The organism is Arenibacter hampyeongensis (assembly GCF_002909255.1).
Classification (GTDB): domain Bacteria; phylum Bacteroidota; class Bacteroidia; order Flavobacteriales; family Flavobacteriaceae; genus Arenibacter; species Arenibacter hampyeongensis.
This window is the reverse complement of the sequence record NZ_PIOB01000002.1, coordinates 699,035-718,097: the sequence shown is the minus strand read 5'-3', so window position 1 is coordinate 718,097 and position 19,063 is coordinate 699,035. Positions and strand designations below refer to the sequence as shown.

Below are 19,063 nucleotides of genomic sequence, written 5' to 3'. Positions count from 1 at the left end.
GGGGGATTATAGGGTATTCACGTTATTAAGGTCTTCAAAAGCCTTTTTTAGACGTGCAACAAAGGTTTTTTCACCTTCTCTTAGCCATACACGTGGGTCATAATGCTTTTTGTTGGGCTCGTCGGCACCATTTGGATTACCTATCTGTGATTGTAAATAATCTTTTTTGCCTTGAACATAGTCCCTGATTCCTTCCAGGAAGGCATATTGCAAATCTGTATCTATATTCATTTTAATGACACCATAACTTATTCCCTCACGTATTTCTTCAACGGTTGAACCTGAACCACCGTGGAAAACAAAATCGATATGGTTGTGTTCCACGCCGTATTTCTTAGTGATGAATTCCTGGGAATTTTTTAAAATCTTGGGAGTCAATTTTACGTTCCCTGGCTTATATACACCGTGTACATTTCCAAAAGCGGCCGCAATGGTAAATTTAGGGCTCACTTTGGATAACTCCTCATAAGCATATGCCACTTCCTCTGGCTGGGTATATAATTTGGAATCGTCCACATCGGAGTTGTCCACACCATCTTCTTCGCCACCGGTGATTCCCAATTCTATTTCCAAGGTCATTCCCATCTTGCTCATTCTGGCAAGATACTTTTTGCAAATCTCAATATTCTCCTCTATAGGTTCCTCTGATAGGTCTATCATGTGTGAGCTATATAGAGGTTTTCCAGTTTCTTTAAAATGCTTTTCACTGGCATCCAATAAACCGTCTATCCAAGGTAATAATTTTTTGGCACAATGGTCTGTGTGCAGTATTACGGTAGCTCCATAGGCTTCGGCCAATTCGTGAACATGTTTTGCTCCGGCAACCGCACCCAGAATGGCTGCTTGTTGACCTTCATTGGACAATCCTTTTCCAGCATTAAATTGTGCACCTCCGTTAGAGAACTGTATAATAACAGGAGCATTTAAACTGGCGGCAGTTTCCAAAACTCCATTTATTGTGTTTGATCCTATAACATTAACTGCAGGTAAAGCAAATCCTTTTTCCTTAGCATAATTGAAAATTTCCTGTACCTCATCTCCGGTTGCAACTCCTGGTTTAATATTGTGTGCCATAATTTTATTTTAGTGTAGTTAATTAAAAAGATGGGACAAAAGTAATAAAATATTCAGCTCTAAAAAGGATAATTTATACCTATATTGAATACGGCCTTTGACAGATTATAGTCTCGAAACCATCTTTTTGAAGATTCTTCTGCCGGATTATAGGTTTTAAAGCCCAAATCCAACCTGAATACGAAATACGTAAAATCGTAACGAATTCCGAGGCCGGTGCCCAATGCTATGTCTGCCAGGGAGCCAAAGTTTTCAAAGTTGGCCTTCTCATCGGTAACGTTGTCTAAGGCATTCCAAATATTACCGGCATCCGCAAAAATAGCTCCTTTAATATTGCCTACTACCGGAAACCGATATTCCAAATTTAAAGCAATTTTTAAATTCGCTTCGTTAAAGTCGTTTACATCCTCTGTTCTACCAGGGCCCAGTGAATATGGTAACCAGGCGCGGTTGTCGTTGGATCCGCCTGCAAAATAACTTCTTACAAAAGGGATGTTGTCCGAATTGCCATAAGGTATTGCAATGCCGAAAAAACTTCTAAAGGCCAGTACATTGCTTCCTGAGGAACTCCAATGTTTTATAAAGTCGAACTCCGTTTTAACATATTGGGAATAAGGGACACCGAAAACCAAGAGTTTGTTGTCATCACTTTTATCGAAGGGAATTAAATAGGAGATTCCCGACAATAGATTTCCAGCACTTTCCAATTTGAACCTAAACTGATAAAAATCATTATCGGTTATGCCATTTTTATTGTTCTTGTTGTAGGTGTAGTTGCTCGCAAAAATCAAATTATTTTCCGTAAGTCTTTTTCTTCTTTCTTCAATACTACTAATATCGTCGTAGTCTTCTGTGCTCGAGGCTACATCCCCATTTAGGATTGCGTTGGTAAAACCCATGGTGCCCTCAGGTATAATTAATTTTGGATCTGTACTTCCATCTTCAGTCGCATAAAAAGCGGCAAGTGCCGGTTCGGTCTCATAATTGTTGGCAATATCATCCAGATTTTCATAGGTGTTCTGATAGACCGTAAAAAATCTATTGGGGTTTACATTGCGAACGAATTGTACATTTAAAAGTTCGGCAGTATTCTTTACAAAATCTGATGGTGACCAATTATAACCAAAAACAGAATTAAAGGTCTGTTTGTCCAGGCCAATATTTTGTTGAAAACTGGTTCCCATGGATAATTTGGTTTTGGGAAGCATGTAATTAGGAATAATTCTAGATGTTTTTACGAATGGAAACCATATTCGGGGTAGATTCAGGTTGATATCCCCCCCTACTTCCAAGATGTTAAAAAAACGGTCGTCGACTATATTGGGGTCTTTTGAGCCCCCTATGCTTATCCTTCCTGAAATACTTAGGTTTTCCGCACCTTTAAACAAATTTCTAGCTTGGAGGGACGGACTGAACGCAATGCCCAAAAATTGAATATTGGAGTGGGTTACATCAAAATCGGTGCCCAAGGAATATTTTGGACGAGGGGAGAGGTAGATGTTGGCGGTTAATTGGGAAGCCACACTATCTTCAACAAACTCAATATTGGGATATTTAAAAGTGTTTAGGTTGGTAATCTGTCTATAGGTCCTTATACGATCAATTTCTCTGTAGATACTATCCTTTTTAAGAAAAACGGCATCTGTGAGCGTTTTTGGCTTGTAACGCAATTTGCCTTGATAGTAGATAGTAAAGTCTTTATAATCCAACTTGTTAACACTGTCCAATCCATTGTTAAAGGTGTAGTTGGTGTAAATGTTGATTTTCTTAAAGGAATGAACCTTATATTCCGAAGTGGAAAGGGCATTGTCCGTTCTTGTTTTTAAATCTTCGATGTTCAAAAGAATATCCAATTTTTGATTGTTTCCCAGTTTGGTAGTATCGCCAATTAGATCATAGGAAATAGAGCTTTCCTGAAAGTTGTGGATTCCAGTGTTTCTAAAAAGATTGGTCAATCGCTCCCTTTCATTGTTGAAATTGTCCAAATCTATTTGCTGACCCGATTTTATAAATGAATTCTTCTTGTTCGCTTTATTGATGGAGTCTAAAGCCGAGGAGGTAATTTTAGTGGTTAAGGAATCTATTAGGTAGGGACTGCCCAAATCTAACTTATAGTTAATAATGGCCCTTTGTTTTCTAGAGCTGCTATCTATGATATAGGTGGTGTTGTTATTAAAGTAACCTTTGCTTTTGTAATAGGCATTCAACCTTTGCAATGATCTTCTTGCTTTTGTAGTGTCTATTATTGCCGGTGGTTCTCCAATATTCTTGAGCCATACGCTAGCTCCTTTAACTAAAAAGGATTCTCCCAATCTTTCCACCTGTTTTTTGGATAAAATATTGATGAGGCGCTGTTCCCTTTTTTCTTTTTTGTGCAACCATACCTGATAGGAGGAATCAGGATTTTTCTTGGCAAGATTGTACAGGTTTAATCTAAGGGGGTATCCCAATAAGGTGCTGTTTGGTTTTTGAAAAATAAGGCTGTGGATATCCTCGCCGGTAATTTTAACACTATCGGCGTAAATTAGGTTTTTGGTTAGTAGGAGTTCATCATCACCAACTCTTTTTATTGCATTGCATGAGGTAATTGCAATTACTAGCAATAATAATCCTATTTTCGTAATGTTGAATTTCATACACGACCGTGTCCTCATAGAAGTCAAAAATACATTATTTGTATGGTTGTTAAAAGCCAAATAAAATTTATAAAAAATTTACAGCAAAAAAAGTACCGAACGCAAAATAAGTTGTTTGTTGTAGAGGGAATTAAGACTGTAAAAGAGTTATTGGAATCCACTCTCAAGGTCAACAAAATATATGTCACTGATGGATCCGTATTGGGTTTGAACAATGATTTTGTTGAATTGATAAGTGAGGGGGATTTAAAAAAAATGAGTGGATTGTCCACGCCCAATAAGGTATTGGGTGTTTTTCATTTTCCGTTGCCAAAGCCTATAGATTTTTCTGACTGGGTCATTGCCTTGGATGATGTTCGGGATCCTGGAAATATGGGTACTATTATCCGTCTGTGCGATTGGTTTGGAATTGCAAACCTTATTTGTTCGCCCAATTCGGTAGATTGTTATAATCCTAAGGTTTTGCAGGCTACAATGGGTTCCATAAGCAGGGTTAATATCGTATATGAGGATTTGCAACTGGTTTTTGGCCAAACAGACGTTCCTGTATACGGGGCATTTATGGATGGCAAGGCGGTATATGATGAACAATTCCCTAAAAGAGGGGTATTGGTGATGGGAAATGAGGCCAACGGGGTGTCCGGGGCCATTGAGAATTTAATTGTCAAAAAAATAAGTATACCACAGTTCGGCAATAAAACTACAGAAAGTTTAAATGTGGCAACGGCAACAGCTATATTGTTAAACGAGATTAGAAGGGGATAGTCCTTTATTCAAACGTAAAGTTAATAAAAAGCCCTCTTGTCATCATGGCCTCAACATTGCCTGTCCAAGGGCTATTGGGGTCGTTGTCTCGGATCAATTCATCATTAATGGCGAAAACGCCACGGATGGAAGGAGTGAACTTGAAATATTCCAGGTAGAAATCTATCCCAAAACCCATTTCATAATAATAGGTGTTCTTTTTCATTCGGAAAGTCGCATTGCTGTTATCGTCTAAACTTTGTTCGTTGCTACCCAGATTTAGGGAGGTAGAAGCGCCACCAACTAGGAATGGTTTCCAATTGCCCAGCCTTTTTGTACTTACTTTTAGGAGTATCGGAAAGTTTATATAGGTGGATTTCACCTCTCGGATAGCGTCCCTTTCATTGTCAAAACCTGGAAATCCCAGATTTCTTTGATTGTAATGTAGTCCCGGTTCAAACCGCAGGTCCAAAAATTTATTGAGTCGTAGTTCACCAATGAGACCTACATTAAATCCGAAGGATTTGTCCACCAGAATATCGGGTAGATCATCTTTGTATTCAAATTTAAAGTCGTACTGATTGAAGCCTAAAAAATATCCCCAATTTAATAGTGGCTGGTCCTCATTTTCAAGGTTCATTACGGGTTTTTCGTTAAACTGGGCATTGGAATTGGTGCCAAGTAGTATAAAACCCAATAGAAGAATAAGAATGTTTTTCATATTTTACTTTGTAGCTACATATATGGAGGCAACCCCAAATGTTTGTGGTCTATTGTCTATACCTATAAACCCAATTTTATTCAAAATATTGTTGAAGGCTTCTCCATGTGGGAAGGCGGCTGCGGATTCCGATAGATATGCATAAGCGCTACGGTCCTTGGAGAATAATTTCCCAATGGCAGGAAGTATAAGTTTGGTGTAAAATTTATACCCTTGTTTAAAGGGAGTTTTAGTGGGGATGGATGTTTCCAAAACGACAAAGGATCCACCAGGTTTTAAGACCCTATATATTTCGGATAAACCTTTTTCTAGATTTTCAAAATTCCGAACGCCAAAGGCAACGGTTATTGCATCAAAGGAATTGGCCTCGAATGGCAGTTTTTCGCTGTCTCCTACTATCAATTGAATTATGTCCTCCAATTTTTTTTCAGCTATTTTTCTTTTTCCTACTTCCAACATTCCTGGGGAGATGTCCAAACCAATAATTTCCTTCGCACCTGTTTTGGTCATATTAATGGCTAAATCGCCAGTGCCGGTAGCGATGTCCAAAATCTTTGCCGGATGTTTTTCGGAAACTATGGACACAACGCGCTTTCTCCATTTTATGTCTATTCCAAAAGATATTACCCTGTTCAATCCATCGTAATTTCCGGAAATGGTATCGAACATTTTTGTTACCTGTTCCTTTTTGCCTAGCGTTGAATCTTTATAAGGGGTTACCTTTTTATTCATAATCATTTTATTTTTGGTAAAGATACTATATAGACATAAAGTTTTACTTCTATTTTTTTACAATAAGTGGCGGCCTCTTATTTGTTTTAACTTCCATGTTTTGGAAACCAACCCAATTTAATTGTGTAATTTTGTGCCGCTTATATTCAGATTATATTTGAAATTGGCCTTAACAAGCTTCTGTACTTTTTAAGCAAAATGGATTTAATACCATGTCATAAATTTAGGTATACAAATTAAATAGATGTAGTTTCCATTTTAATTGAATTTAGGTAACGGAAGGTGCGAAATTATAACAACGCCGGACCAACCCTTAATTATTATGCACTTAGGTTGATGAAAAACAATTTATATAACAGATGAAAATTATTATTGCAGGAGCAGGTGAAGTAGGATTTCATTTGGCTAAATTATTGTCATACGAATCTCAGGATATTACGCTGATAGACTGTAATAAGGACAGTTTATCTTATGCGGATAGCCATTTAGATATTAGAGTGCTTAGGGGCGATGCCACCTCAATTTCCATTTTAAAGGATGCCCAGGTAGAGAAATCGGACCTGGTAATTGGTGTAACGTCTTCAGAGACCACCAATATTACCTTGTGTATGTTGGCCAAACAATTGGGTTGTAAGCGAACCATAGCCCGTATATCCAACGCCGAGTTTATTCATAATAAAGAAGCCATTAAATTTTCGGATTTGGGTATCGATGAGCTTATTTCACCAGAGGCTTTGGCGGCCACAGAAATTCAGCTATTATTAAATCAATCCGCATTTAACAATACCTACGAATTTGAAGAAGGTCTGTTGATAATGGTAGGCGTTTCCTTGCCCAAAACTGCACCTTTTGTGGGAAAGATGGTAAAAGATGCGGCTAAAATATTTCCTGAACTACACTTTATGCCCATTGCCATTCAAAGGATGGGCACGCAATATACCATTGTGCCAAGGGGAGATACCGTTTTTAAGGAAAATGACCAGGTGTATTTTATAACCGCCAAAGAGGGCTTGGATGAACTTTATAAACTTACCGGTAAAGAGAAAAAGGAAATCAAAAACGTAATGATACTGGGAGGAAGTAAGGTAGGCTTTAAAACGGCACGGGATCTTTGCAGAAATAAATTTAATGTTAAACTAATAGAGAAAAATAAGGAGAAGGCTTTCGATTTGGCAGATGAACTGCCCAATGCCCTTATCATTAATGGTGATGGACGAAATGTAGAACTGTTGGAAGAGGAGAATTTGGAGGCAATGGATGCTTTTGTTGCTGTTACCGGAAACTCGGAAACGAACATTATGTCTTGCTTGGTGGCTAAGTCCAAGAATGTCAAAAAAACAATCGCCTTAGTGGAAAACATGGATTATTTTCAATTGTCACATTCTATAGGTATAGATACTTTGCTCAATAAAAAACTATTGGCCGCGAATAATATCTTCAGACATATCAGAAAAGGTGAAATAGTTGCAATGACCAGGTTGAATAATTTAAATGCGGAGATTTTGGAATTCATTGTTAAGCCCACATCCCAAGTGAACGGGAAAATTATTAGGGAGCTCGAGTTTCCCAGGGAGGCTACTATTGGAGGTGTAATCCGAGATAATGAAGGGATTATAGCCCTTGGGGGATTTAAGATTACCGAAGGAGATAGGGTAGTGGTGTGTTGTTTGCCAAGTGCCATTCCAAAAATTGAAAAGCTATTCCTGTAATATGGGTTTAAATTCTAAAATTATCATTCACCTCATGGGATTGCTATTGCTTTGCAATGGTTTTTTTATGATTTTGGCCGCAGTGGTCAGTGGAATTTATGAGGATGGCGCTACATTGGATATTACCCTTGCTGCCATAGTTACGATGCTGGTAGGCGTTTTGTCCATGTTCTATACGCGCCAACATAAAAAGGAGGTAAAACGAAAGGAAGGGTATATCATCGTTACTTTTGGGTGGTTGGTAATGTCCGCTTCAGGAATGTTGCCCTATCTTTTTTCTGGAGCTATTCCTGATGTTACCAATGCATTTTTTGAGACCATGTCCGGTTATACTACCACCGGGGCTTCAATTGTAGATGATATAGAGGCTTTGCCGGAAGGTATTCTTTTGTGGAGAAGTCTTACCCATTGGATTGGGGGAATGGGGATTATAGTTCTTGCTATTGCCATTTTGCCCCTTTTGGGCATAGGCGGAATGCAGTTGTTTGCTGCGGAAGCACCCGGACCTAGCGGAGACAAACTTCACCCTAGGATTACGGATACGGCCAAAAGGCTATGGTTGATTTATTTTAGTTATACGGTGGCCGAGACCATATTGTTGAAACTTGCAGGAATGTCTTTTTTTGATGCAATAAATCATTCCTTGGCAACCTTGTCCACTGGAGGATTTTCGACCAAGAATGCCAGTATGGCCTATTGGAACGATCAACCTTTGATACAATACATTGTAATTCTGTTCATGTTTTTGGCGGGAAGCAACTTTGTACTTAGTTATTATGCCTTTAAGGGCAGGGTGCAAAAAGTGATTATGGATGAGGAATTTAAGTTTTACTCCATTTTTATAGTTTGTTTTACCATAGTTGCAAGTTTAGTGGTTTATTTTCAGGCTAATGTGCCGGTTTCCGATTTTCATCCCATGGTATTGGGGAAGGTTGAAAGTGCTTTTAGGCACACCTTGTTTCAAGTAGTTTCCGTAATTACTACCACAGGCTTTGTTACTGCAGATTTTACTTCGTGGACACCTTTTTTAACCATTTTCTTTTTTGGGCTGTTTTTCCTCGGTGGCTCGGCCGGTTCTACCGCTGGTGGTATCAAGGTCATGAGGCATTTGCTTATTATTAAGAATGGCCTGTTGGAATTTAAACGTACCCTGCATATCAATGCCATTATTCCTGTTAGGTATAACAATAAGACGGTACAGGAAAACATTGTATATAATATCATTGCATTTTTTGTACTCTATATGTTGCTGTTTATTATTGGTTCCTTAGTGCTTGGTGCACTCGGGTTGGACTTTGAAAGCGCCGTAGGTGGGGCGGCTTCTTCCTTAGGAAATGTGGGCCCGGCTTTAGGTACATTAAATCCCTTGGCCAACTTTAATAGTCTTCCGGCATTGGGGAAATGGTGGTGCGGCTTTCTAATGCTCCTGGGCAGGCTGGAACTATTTACGGTATTGATTTTATTTTCACCCTATTTCTGGAAGCGAATTTAAACTCAAAACAAAAAAAATGGACGTCGGTAAGGACGTCCATTTTTTTAAATGCCAAGTGTTACTTATACTACTGCCTTTATTCTGGCAATGGCTTCTCTCAGTTCTTTCTCAGAGGCAGCATAGGATATACGAATACAATTATCATTTCCAAAGGCCTCACCTGTAACGGTGGCCACATTTGCCTTTTCCAACAGGTATAGGGCAAAATCAGAAGCATTATTGATTAAGGTACCGTTAAGCGTTTTTCCAAAGAAGCTGGAAATATCTGGGAATACGTAAAACGCTCCCTCGGGTACATTAAGGTTAAATCCTTTTATTTCACCCAATAATTCCAAAACTATATCACGTCTTTTGTGGAATTCATCGATCATGAACTTAATAGAGGAAATAGGTGCGTCAAGAGCAGCTATGGTAGCGCGTTGGGCAATAGAATTGGCGCCACTGGTAATCTGTCCTTGGAACTTGTTACATGCCTTGGCAACCCATTCTGGACCTCCAATGTAGCCAATACGCCATCCAGTCATTGCAAATGCCTTGGAAACTCCGTTTACCGTAATGGTACGGTCGTACATTCCATCAATATTGGCAATACTTACATGGCCTCCAATAAAATTAATATGCTCATATATTTCATCGGAAACTATAAAAATGTTTGGATGCTTTTTCAATACTGTGGCCAAGCCTTCCAGTTCCTTCTGATTGTAAACAGATCCACTGGGATTACAGGGAGAGCTGAACCAGATCATTTTGGTTTTCGGCGTAATTGCCTTTTCCAATTGTTCAGGGGTCATCTTGAAATCGGTATCGATACTCGTAGGAACTTCCACGGGTACACCTTCTGCCAATTTTACAATATCGCTGTAGCTTACCCAATATGGGGCAGGTAGAATCACCTCATCGCCATCGTTTAACATTACCATGGCAATATTTGCCAAGGATTGTTTTGCACCTGTAGATACTACAATCTGATTAAGGCCATAAGTTAGACCATTGTCCCTTTTAAATTTATTGGCAATAGCCTGCTTTAAATCGGCATAACCATCCACTGGGGAGTAGCTGCTATAATTTTGGTCTATTGCTTGTTTGGCAGCTTCTTTTATGAAATCCGGTATGTTAAAGTCAGGTTCCCCAAGACTTAAACCAATGATATCTTTGCCTTCGTTTTTTAATTCCCTGGCTTTCGCAGCCATAGCCAGTGTGGCCGAGGTGGACATGGAGTTGATCCTATCGGATAAATGGTTCTTCATTTTTCTGTTATAATTTACTGATATTGTATTGTGGGTTTTTTGCCCAGCTCTTTTAGATGTTTGAAGTGCGAAATTATAGCTTTTCTTGTAGTTTTATATTCGTTGTACGGTAAATTGAACTCTTTTGCAGTCTCTTTAACAATTTTGGCAATTTTTGTGTAATGTACATGACTAATGTTCGGAAAGATATGATGTTCCACTTGATGGTTTAAACCACCTGTGAACCAGTTTACTATACGGTTTTTAGTGCCAAAGTTCACTGTAGTGAATAATTGGTGTATTGCCCAAGTATTTTTCATGGTACCGTCCTTTTCAGGTAGTGGTGTTTCCGCTTCATCCACAACGTGCGCTAACTGAAATACCACGCTCAAAATAACTCCGGCAACATAGTGCATTATAAAAAATCCTATAAGTATTTTCCACCAAGCTATTTCCAAAAAAAGCATAGGGATTACTATCCAAATAGTAATATAAATGAGTTTGGTTACAACCAACATACTCCAGTTCATAAATGGATTTGGGAACTTGCCGTAGGCCAATTTTCTTTTGGTATAGCGGTACATTTGTTGAAAATCGGTGGTTATGGCCCAATTAAAGGTCAGAAGGCCATAAAGTAATAGTGAATAAAAATGCTGGAATTTATGAAATTTATGCCATTTGGCATGTTTCGAAAACCTCAGGATCCTTCCAGCTTCCAAATCTTCATCATGCTCGTGAATATTTGTGTAAGTATGGTGCAGCACATTGTGCTGAACTTGCCAATTGTAAACGTTGCCAGCTAGGATATAAATACTGCCTCCCATGAGTTTGTTTACCCATTTCTTATTGGAATAGGAACCATGGTTTCCATCGTGCATTACATTCATGCCCACTCCCGCCATACCAACACCCATGGTAAGGGTTAACAATAAATTGGCCCAATTGGGCAGACCTAGTGTCAATATTAGAAAATAGGGTGCCAAAAACAGGGCAAACATTACTGCTGTCTTTAAATGCAATTTCCAATTCCCTGTTTTTTTAAGGTCGTTCTCCTTAAAATAATCATTAACACGTTTATTAAGGGTTTTGAAAAATTGAGTAGAGTCTTTTCTTGAAAATCTTATGGGTTTGTTGTCCATGATTTATTTTTTTGTAAATATACGGCAATTCGAGCCCAAATTACGTATAACTGCTTCGTTAAAACTTAGGCCATGCCCTTTAAAATGCTATTTTTGCGAAAAATTTAACTAAAGATAATGGACTCTACAATTATTTATAAATATTTTCCTGATTTAACGGACTTGCAGAAACAGCAATTTGAAAAGTTGCAAGATCTGTACCGGGATTGGAATTTAAAGATAAATGTAGTTTCCAGAAAAGATATAGATGAATTGTATGTGCGTCATGTGTTACATTCACTGGCCATAGCCAAATTTCATAAATTTAATCCTGGGGCAAAAGTGTTGGATGTAGGTACTGGAGGAGGCTTTCCGGGTATTCCCTTGTCTATTTTTTTTCCAGGGACCCATTTTACATTGGTCGATGCCATTGGGAAAAAAATAAAAGTGGTGCAGGAAGTTGTGGAGGGCCTGGAAATTACCAATGTCACAGCCATTCACTCCAGAGTGGAAGAAATAGATGGTCAGTTCGATTTTATTGTCAGTAGGGCGGTGGCAGCTATGCCCACTTTTACCCATTGGGTGAAAAGAAAAATTAAAAAGAAATCGCTACACGAACTCAAAAACGGAATCCTGTATTTAAAAGGAGGTGATTTAGAGGAGGAATTAAAGGAATACCGTACCGTTCAGATATATAGTCTTTCGGATATGTTTCAAGAGGACTTTTTTGAAACCAAAAAGTTGGTTTACCTGCCGGTAAAATTTAAAGGTTAAGTCTAGAGGCTTAACATGTGGTAATAAGACTCCCTACATGTTTTGGCATAGGTCCTTATGTATTTCGTTAAATTTTTGAATGAAAAGGCTTTTGCCTCTTTAGGAGTATTTTTTTCAAGACTATCTTTCATGACGATGCGATTTAGGGTTAAACTTGTTTTGACTATAAATTTACAATAAATTAACGTTAAGTTTACATTAATATTGCTTAAAATTGTTCTTAAGTGGTAATACTCCCTTTGTTTGCTAGTGGTTTGGGAGCTTGTTGCCATATTTTTTATAAATTAATAAATGCGATTGTTATTATGTCACACTATAAATTAGTAGGTTGAGGGTCTATGGAATATCGGCTGTTTGGAATAATCGGAAAAATACAAAACCCGTATTTACACATTGTAAATACGGGTTTTTAAATTATCTTAAAATTGTACTAACCCAAAAATGGGTACCTGTAATCTACGGGCGTCACAAAGGTTTCTTTGATTAACCTTGGTGATACCCAGCGCAATAGGTTTTGGGCAGATCCCGCCTTATCGTTGGTCCCGGAGGCTCTAGCTCCACCAAAGGGTTGTTGCCCTACGACAGCACCAGTTGGTTTATCGTTGATATAAAAGTTACCGGCACAGTTCTGTAGTGCTTTTGTGGCTTCTGCAATAGCATAACGATCACCTGAAAGAACAGCTCCTGTAAGGGCATATTCAGAAGTGACATCTATTAATTTAAGCGTTTTGGACCAATCCTTGTCCTCATAAACATAAATAGTAACCACCGGTCCAAAAAGCTCGGTTTCCATTGTAGTGTATTTAGGGTCGGTGGTTACAATAACAGTAGGTTCTATAAAATAACCTTTGGATTTGTCATAATTTCCACCCGCATAAATTTCAGCATTCTTGTCCTTTTTTGCCTGGTCAATATATTTGGCCAGTTTGTCAAAAGATCCTTCATGTATGACTGCCGTTATAAAATTGCTCATATCTTCTGGAGAGCCAGGTTTATTGAACGAAGCCACATCCGTTTTAACAAAATCCAATATTTCTTTTGAAATGGATTTTGGAAGGTAGACCCGTGAGGCAGCACTACATTTCTGACCTTGGAATTCAAAAGCACCCCTCACAATAGCCGTAGCTACCTGCTTTGGATTCGCGGTAGGATGGGCTAAAATAAAATCCTTTCCTCCTGTTTCGCCAACAATCCTAGGATAGGTTTTGTAGATATGGATATTGTTTCCGATCTGTTTCCACAATTCCTTAAAGACGTGGGTGGACCCTGTATAATGGATTCCAGCAAAATCCGGGCTGCTCAAAGCCTCTTTAGTAATCATCACTGGATCACCGTATACTACGTTAATAACACCATCGGGTACTCCTGCTTCCTTAAATATATCTACAATTACTTTTGCAGAAAAGACCTGACTATCGCTTGGTTTCCATAACACCACATTTCCCATCATTGCCGCACTGGCAGGGAGGTTCCCTGCAATTGCAGTAAAATTAAATGGGGTTATGGCATAGATAAAGCCTTCCAGTGGACGGTATTCCACCCTATTCCAAATACCTTCGGCAGAATCTGGTTGTTCCTCATAAATTTGGGACATGTATTCTACATTGAATCGAAGGAAATCTATAAGCTCACATGCCGCATCGATCTCGGCCTGATGTATGTTTTTTGATTGCGCAATCATTGTAGCAGCATTAATTTTCGCCCTATAGGGTCCGGCAATCAACTCTGCTGCCTTTAGGAAAATTGCTGCGCGCTGTTCCCATTCCAAATTAGCCCAATGTTCCCTTGCTTCCAATGCATTGGCAATGGCGTGGGTTATATCTTCTTTCTTGGCAGTATGATATTGGCCCACTATGTGCTTGTGGTCATGTGGTGGGGAAATGAGTTTGGTGTTTCCCGTTTTTATATCCTTCCCTCCAATATACATTGCAACATCGGTGTGGCCATTGAAATAGGCACTGTATTGCTTTAGTACTTCTTCCCGCTCCGGAGAGCCAGGGGCATAACTTTTAATAGGTTCGTTATATGCCGTGGGGACTTGAAAAAATCCTTTGCCCATGATAATTTATTTTTAAGTTCAAATTCACGGCAAAGGTACTAAATGCATCTGCGAAAATAAAAGGAAGTGTTGAGTGAATTTTGTTTTCATGTATGGTATAGAAAAAACCAAATCAACAGAATCATTGATATTTTGAAATTATCGCAATACCCAGTTCCTTCCATGAAAAAATATCAAGGAAAATAGAGAAAAAGACCAAGTGATTTCTGAATTCTAATTAAGGGCGAAAGGAGCACTAAATTTAAAAGTGGGAATATATACCCTAAACTTCTCGGAATTATTTATGCTTACCATGTTGTAGTGACCTTTCATGGCCCCAATAGTGGAAGCCAATAAGCAACCAGAGCTGTAGGTGTGCGACTCACCAGGTTTAATTACAGGCTTTTTGCCAATTACTCCTTCGCCATCCAATACTTCCAATTCATTTAACGAATCGTAAATTTGCCAATGACGGGATGTCAATTGAACTGAATCCTTGCTTTGGTTTTCTATAGTAATAGTATAGCCGAAAGCAAAATGCATCTTGTAGTTCTTGAAGAAAGTTCCTTCAAAACTAGTATTCACCGATATTTTAATGCCTTTAGTTACCTGTGTAATCATAAGATTGGATTCTAAAATGTAAATAAACTACCTATCGCAAACTATACTACTTATAGTAATGGTCCAAAAATGAAATACAATATTCTCAAATAAGTATTCAACTAGGATTATCAATCTACCTTGCCCGAGAGGAATTCCGAATTGTATTGCAAAGATAAAGAGCAATTTTTGCAAATTATCTTAAAATTGCAATTCTTTTAATAATCAATGCGGTTTCTCTAAAAAGCAATTAATCAGCAAGATAAATAAGAAGATCCAATATTAAAAGCTAATATTGATATGATCGGTGTAATTATATTTTTTTCTGATGTAAATCAAGACATTCATTCGTTGGCCACTGTTGCGAAGTCCTTTATTGAATAAACAAGATGGCCAATATACCCTTTAGGAACTCTTCCTGACATGCCCCATAATTTTGTAAAAGTAATTGGATTGATCAAGACCGATTTTATGAATAACCTATCTGCTAAATTTATTTATAATCAAAAGGTCATGGGTAATTGATTATTGACTTATTTTTATTTGCAATCGAATTATATTTGTTGAAATTTGAGAAAAGATAATATGGTATTGGAAGGAATAAAGAATGTTTTGGCAAAAAGCCGGAGAAAGTTGACAAAAGTTTGGACCTATGTCAGAGAACATCCTTTGAAATCATTATTATTTGCTGGGCTTGCTGGATTTTTTAGTCTGGTTTTACTTTTTTTGGTGATTTATTTGGGGGCCTTTGGAAAACTACCGACCAAGGCTTATTTAAAAAGTTTAAAAAATCCTGTTACTTCTACCCTTTATGCCTCAAATAAAGAACCTATTGGGTATTATTATCTTCAGAACAGATCAAATGCCGATAGTTCACAAATAGGAAGCTCCCTTAGACAGGCACTCGTAGCTACTGAAGACGCACGTTTTTATGAGCATGGGGGTGTGGACTACCGTAGTTATGCGAGGGTATTGATAAAGTCAATCATATTACAGCAAAATGCAGGAGGTGGTAGTACTATTACCCAACAGGTGGCAAAAAATTTATTTGGAAGGGAAGAACAGTTTTTTCTTTCTACCCCAATAAATAAAATTAGGGAAATATTTATCGCCAGAAGACTGGAAAGTATTTATGACAAGGAGGATATTATTTTGCTGTATTTCAATACGGTATCTTTTGGCGAAAATATTTATGGGATTGAAAAGGCAGCTTCCCGCTTTTTTAACAAGGCTCCCGAGGAACTTACTTTGCCAGAAAGTGCAACCTTGGTTGGTTTGTTGAAGGCACCTTCCTATTATAATCCAAGGAGGTTCCCCGAAAGGGCCGAGCAAAGACGAAATGTGGTGCTTTCGCAAATGTTTAAATACGATTATATTACCGAAGATATTTTGTTAGGCGCCCAAATTCCAATGAAGGTGGATTATCAGATTCCAAAAAAAGTATCCTCTTTTTCTTCTTATTTCAAGGATTTTGTGGCTACTGAATTTGCACAGTGGGCAGCGGACAATCCTGCACCCGATGGTCATATTTACGATTTGGAAGCAGACGGGCTAAACCTATATACTACCTTAAACACGAACATTCAGAAGTATGCAGAATCTGCTCTACATCGTCAGGCGGACAATCTGCAGAAACTAATGGATACCTATTGGGCTTCAGCGACTACCGAAGGGGGTAAAGAGGTGTTGTTGAAAAAATTGGTGGAGCAAAATAATGAAGTTCGGCAAATGCGCCAAAGTGGAAAAACGGAGGCTGAAATTGAGGCGTTTGTCTCTGAGAAACAAAAAAGAAAATATTGGGTGATCGGTAAGGGGTATGAGGATTCAATGCAGTCTCTAGAGGATTCCATTGCTAAAAGTATAAATAGGTTACATGCCGGAGTTATAGCTGTTAGCAGTACCTCGGGGAGGATAATGGGATATGTTGGCGGAATCGATTATGGATTTAGTCAAATAGACAATGTTATCACGCCTAGGCAGGTAGGGTCTACCTTTAAGCCCATTACTTACCTTGCCGCCCTGCAAGTGGGGGAGGATCCTTGTAATTATTATGAGAATAATCTTGTTACCTATTCGAAGTACGAGGATTGGAGACCGCGAAATTCCAATAACAAGTATGGAGGAAGTTATAGTATGTATGGGGCTTTGGCGAATTCTGTAAACACCGTCTCAGTGACACTTCAGCTAAAAACGGGGACGGAGAGGGTGCTGGAACAGGCAAAAAAAATGGGTATAGTATCGGAGCTCCCAAATGTACCTTCCATTGTGCTGGGAACTGCCGATATCAGCTTGTTGGAAATGGTAACTGCATATGCCAGTATTTCCAATGGGGGTAATAAAATAAAGCCTTATGCTATTGATCGTATAGAAGATGAACAGGGTAATATATTATATGAGGCAAAGCCTATATATGAAGGAAGGGTTGCGAGCTCTGAAAACGTTAAGGCCATTCAAAAAATGATGGAAGGGGTTATTACGGAAGGTACGGGGTCTCGTTTATTGGGTTATGAGATTCCTTATAATCTTATTGGTAAGACGGGAACTACCCAAAATAATGGGGATGGTTGGTTTATAGCCTGCTCACCTGAACTTGTAGTTGGTTCATGGGTAGGAACCTTTGATAAACGGGTTCAGTTTGCCTCCACGAGCATGGGATCTGGTTCCAATACGGCTCTACCCATAGTGGCATCCATATTTAAAAACTTAAGTTATTGGAAGAGACCACTTCTTAGCAATTTTGAGTATGGTTTTGATTACTTTCCCTGTAGGCCGTTTGTTGAATTGAATGCCCAAGAGGCTTTTGAATTTGCACAAACAGATTCTATTTATTTGCAGGAATTACGGGTAAGGGATACCCTTGCTGTATTGGTGGATACGCCTATAGCAATCGATTCGCTTCTAGGGATTGTACCTGGGGAAATAGCATTTGATTCTATAGTTAAGGATAGCCTTTCTATAGAATTGAATTATTCCACAACTGATGGCGACCAATAAAATGAATCTATAAATAGGGTTGCTTTGGGAATTTTAACCAGCGATTGGATAATTTAAAAAATTATTGTAAACGATGGGGGTGTATGTGAACGGACACCTTTGACCATTCCTAAATAATCAAGTAACTATAGTAGTGCGCCACTTTCTTTTAGATGGTTGATCCATTGGAGAATAGATGGTTGGAACAGTAAAATATAATTTTGGTTAATAATTTTTCCTTACATTTGAAAAAATAAAAATTATAGGAAAAATATTACTTTTTAAAAATATAGACTTACCCCAATAAGGACTACCAAATCTTTAGCAATATTTCCAAAGGTATAGTAGGTTGTATGTTATCTACCTAAATCATATTCTGAAAATAGTTGGTCGGCGATTTGTATGTGTCTTTTTACACTTTTTAAGGTTATGAAGATTGAGACAGTATGCATTATAGATGATGATCCCATTTTTGTTTATGGGACAAAGGTTTTATTAAACTACAACAGCTGTTTTGGTTCGTCCGTCATTGTGCACGAGGACGGAAAAGAGGCTTTGGAAAATCTCACCTCAATGGTTAAAAATGGCCAACAATTACCAGATGTCATTTTCTTGGACTTAAATATGCCAATTATGGACGGATGGGAATTCTTGGACGAATTTGTAAAATTGTCTCTTAAAAATAAGCCCAGAGTATATATAGTGAGTTCTTCAATAGACAATCAGGATATTGAAAAGGCCCATACCTATGATATAGTAAAAGACTTTATAGTAAAGCCATTGTCCGATTCCATACTTGCAGATCTGTTCAAGACCATAGAGACAGAGGGCGCCGCCTAATTTGTCATGTTACTATTATTCCACGTGTTTTATTTTATCCAAATATGCGGGCAATAAGTCCAGAACCTAACCTGAATAGTTTAGGTAAATCTAGCTTTGCAAGGTCTCCCTTATTTTGTGGTACTAGAAAAGAATCCATTAGTAAAAAATGGGCGACCTTAAGAATGTTTTGCCATAACTCCCTTTAAACACTGCATGAGATAGTTTCCGTTTGAATTAATGGTTATTTCTTTTTTTAACAATTGCAGATACTTTTTTTACATAGACCACTTCCGGTAGTTTGAACGCCATTATGCCCAGACTATGGATTAGCTACTTATTGGAAAAAAAATTGAACAAATTGCCAGTTATTAATTGTGGAAATGAGAATTTAACTTTAGGGCAGG

Annotated in this window: 14 protein-coding genes; 6 read left to right on the top strand and 8 right to left on the bottom strand. The window is 38.3% G+C overall.

Annotation, left to right across the window (positions count from 1 at the left end):
- Positions 1-6: 6 nt before the first annotated feature.
- Positions 7-1,074, bottom strand: a complete 1,068-nt coding sequence (gene fbaA, locus CWD91_RS07935) for a class II fructose-bisphosphate aldolase (RefSeq protein ID WP_103440419.1) — start codon at positions 1,072-1,074, stop codon at positions 7-9.
- A gap of 59 nt (positions 1,075-1,133) precedes the next feature.
- Positions 1,134-3,677: a translocation and assembly module lipoprotein TamL gene (tamL, locus tag CWD91_RS07930; protein ID WP_317045604.1), complete on the bottom strand. Its 2,544-nt coding sequence runs from the start codon at positions 3,675-3,677 to the stop codon at positions 1,134-1,136.
- A gap of 75 nt (positions 3,678-3,752) precedes the next feature.
- On the opposite strand from tamL, the gene CWD91_RS07925 reads away from it, so the two are divergent.
- Entirely contained in the window at positions 3,753-4,475 is a 723-nt protein-coding gene (locus CWD91_RS07925; RefSeq protein WP_103440417.1) for a TrmH family RNA methyltransferase, read from the top strand.
- Between the two features lie 4 nt (positions 4,476-4,479).
- On the opposite strand, the gene porT is transcribed toward CWD91_RS07925, so the two are convergent.
- The gene (porT, locus tag CWD91_RS07920; protein ID WP_103440416.1) at positions 4,480-5,175 is read right to left on the bottom strand and encodes a type IX secretion/gliding motility protein PorT/SprT; all 696 of its coding nucleotides are present in this window, start codon (positions 5,173-5,175) and stop codon (positions 4,480-4,482) included.
- 3 nt (positions 5,176-5,178) lie between these two features.
- Entirely contained in the window at positions 5,179-5,907 is a 729-nt protein-coding gene (gene ubiE / locus CWD91_RS07915) for a bifunctional demethylmenaquinone methyltransferase/2-methoxy-6-polyprenyl-1,4-benzoquinol methylase UbiE (protein ID WP_103440535.1), read from the bottom strand.
- A gap of 359 nt (positions 5,908-6,266) precedes the next feature.
- Between ubiE and trkA the strand changes: the two genes are divergently transcribed.
- Both trkA and CWD91_RS07905 read left to right on the top strand, forming a co-directional pair.
- Positions 6,267-7,616: a Trk system potassium transporter TrkA gene (gene trkA, locus CWD91_RS07910; protein WP_103440415.1), complete on the top strand. Its 1,350-nt coding sequence runs from the start codon at positions 6,267-6,269 to the stop codon at positions 7,614-7,616.
- 1 nt (position 7,617) lies between these two features.
- Complete coding sequence (locus tag CWD91_RS07905; protein WP_103440414.1) at positions 7,618-9,108, top strand: TrkH family potassium uptake protein; 1,491 nt, start codon at positions 7,618-7,620, stop codon at positions 9,106-9,108.
- A gap of 62 nt (positions 9,109-9,170) precedes the next feature.
- On the opposite strand, the gene CWD91_RS07900 is transcribed toward CWD91_RS07905, so the two are convergent.
- Both CWD91_RS07900 and CWD91_RS07895 read right to left on the bottom strand, forming a co-directional pair.
- A complete protein-coding gene (locus CWD91_RS07900) occupies positions 9,171-10,355 on the bottom strand; it encodes a pyridoxal phosphate-dependent aminotransferase (RefSeq protein ID WP_103440413.1) in 1,185 nt (394 codons plus the stop codon).
- Positions 10,356-10,369: 14 nt separating this feature from the next.
- Positions 10,370-11,473, bottom strand: a complete 1,104-nt coding sequence (locus CWD91_RS07895) for a fatty acid desaturase family protein (RefSeq protein ID WP_103440412.1) — start codon at positions 11,471-11,473, stop codon at positions 10,370-10,372.
- Between the two features lie 117 nt (positions 11,474-11,590).
- On the opposite strand from CWD91_RS07895, the gene rsmG reads away from it, so the two are divergent.
- Positions 11,591-12,226 carry a 16S rRNA (guanine(527)-N(7))-methyltransferase RsmG gene (rsmG, locus tag CWD91_RS07890; RefSeq protein ID WP_103440411.1) on the top strand — a complete coding sequence of 212 codons (636 nt, stop codon included), beginning with the start codon at positions 11,591-11,593 and terminating at the stop codon, positions 12,224-12,226.
- Positions 12,227-12,656: 430 nt separating this feature from the next.
- Here rsmG and pruA read toward each other — a convergent pair whose 3' ends face one another.
- Both pruA and apaG read right to left on the bottom strand, forming a co-directional pair.
- Positions 12,657-14,285: an L-glutamate gamma-semialdehyde dehydrogenase gene (gene pruA, locus CWD91_RS07885; RefSeq protein ID WP_103440410.1), complete on the bottom strand. Its 1,629-nt coding sequence runs from the start codon at positions 14,283-14,285 to the stop codon at positions 12,657-12,659.
- A gap of 213 nt (positions 14,286-14,498) precedes the next feature.
- Complete coding sequence (gene apaG, locus CWD91_RS07880) at positions 14,499-14,885, bottom strand: Co2+/Mg2+ efflux protein ApaG (RefSeq protein WP_085495565.1); 387 nt, start codon at positions 14,883-14,885, stop codon at positions 14,499-14,501.
- Between the two features lie 549 nt (positions 14,886-15,434).
- Between apaG and CWD91_RS07875 the strand changes: the two genes are divergently transcribed.
- Both CWD91_RS07875 and CWD91_RS07870 read left to right on the top strand, forming a co-directional pair.
- Entirely contained in the window at positions 15,435-17,858 is a 2,424-nt protein-coding gene (locus CWD91_RS07875; RefSeq protein ID WP_239985697.1) for a transglycosylase domain-containing protein, read from the top strand.
- Positions 17,859-18,266: 408 nt separating this feature from the next.
- Positions 18,267-18,677, top strand: a complete 411-nt coding sequence (locus CWD91_RS07870; RefSeq protein WP_239985694.1) for a response regulator — start codon at positions 18,267-18,269, stop codon at positions 18,675-18,677.
- Positions 18,678-19,063: the final 386 nt, after the last annotated feature.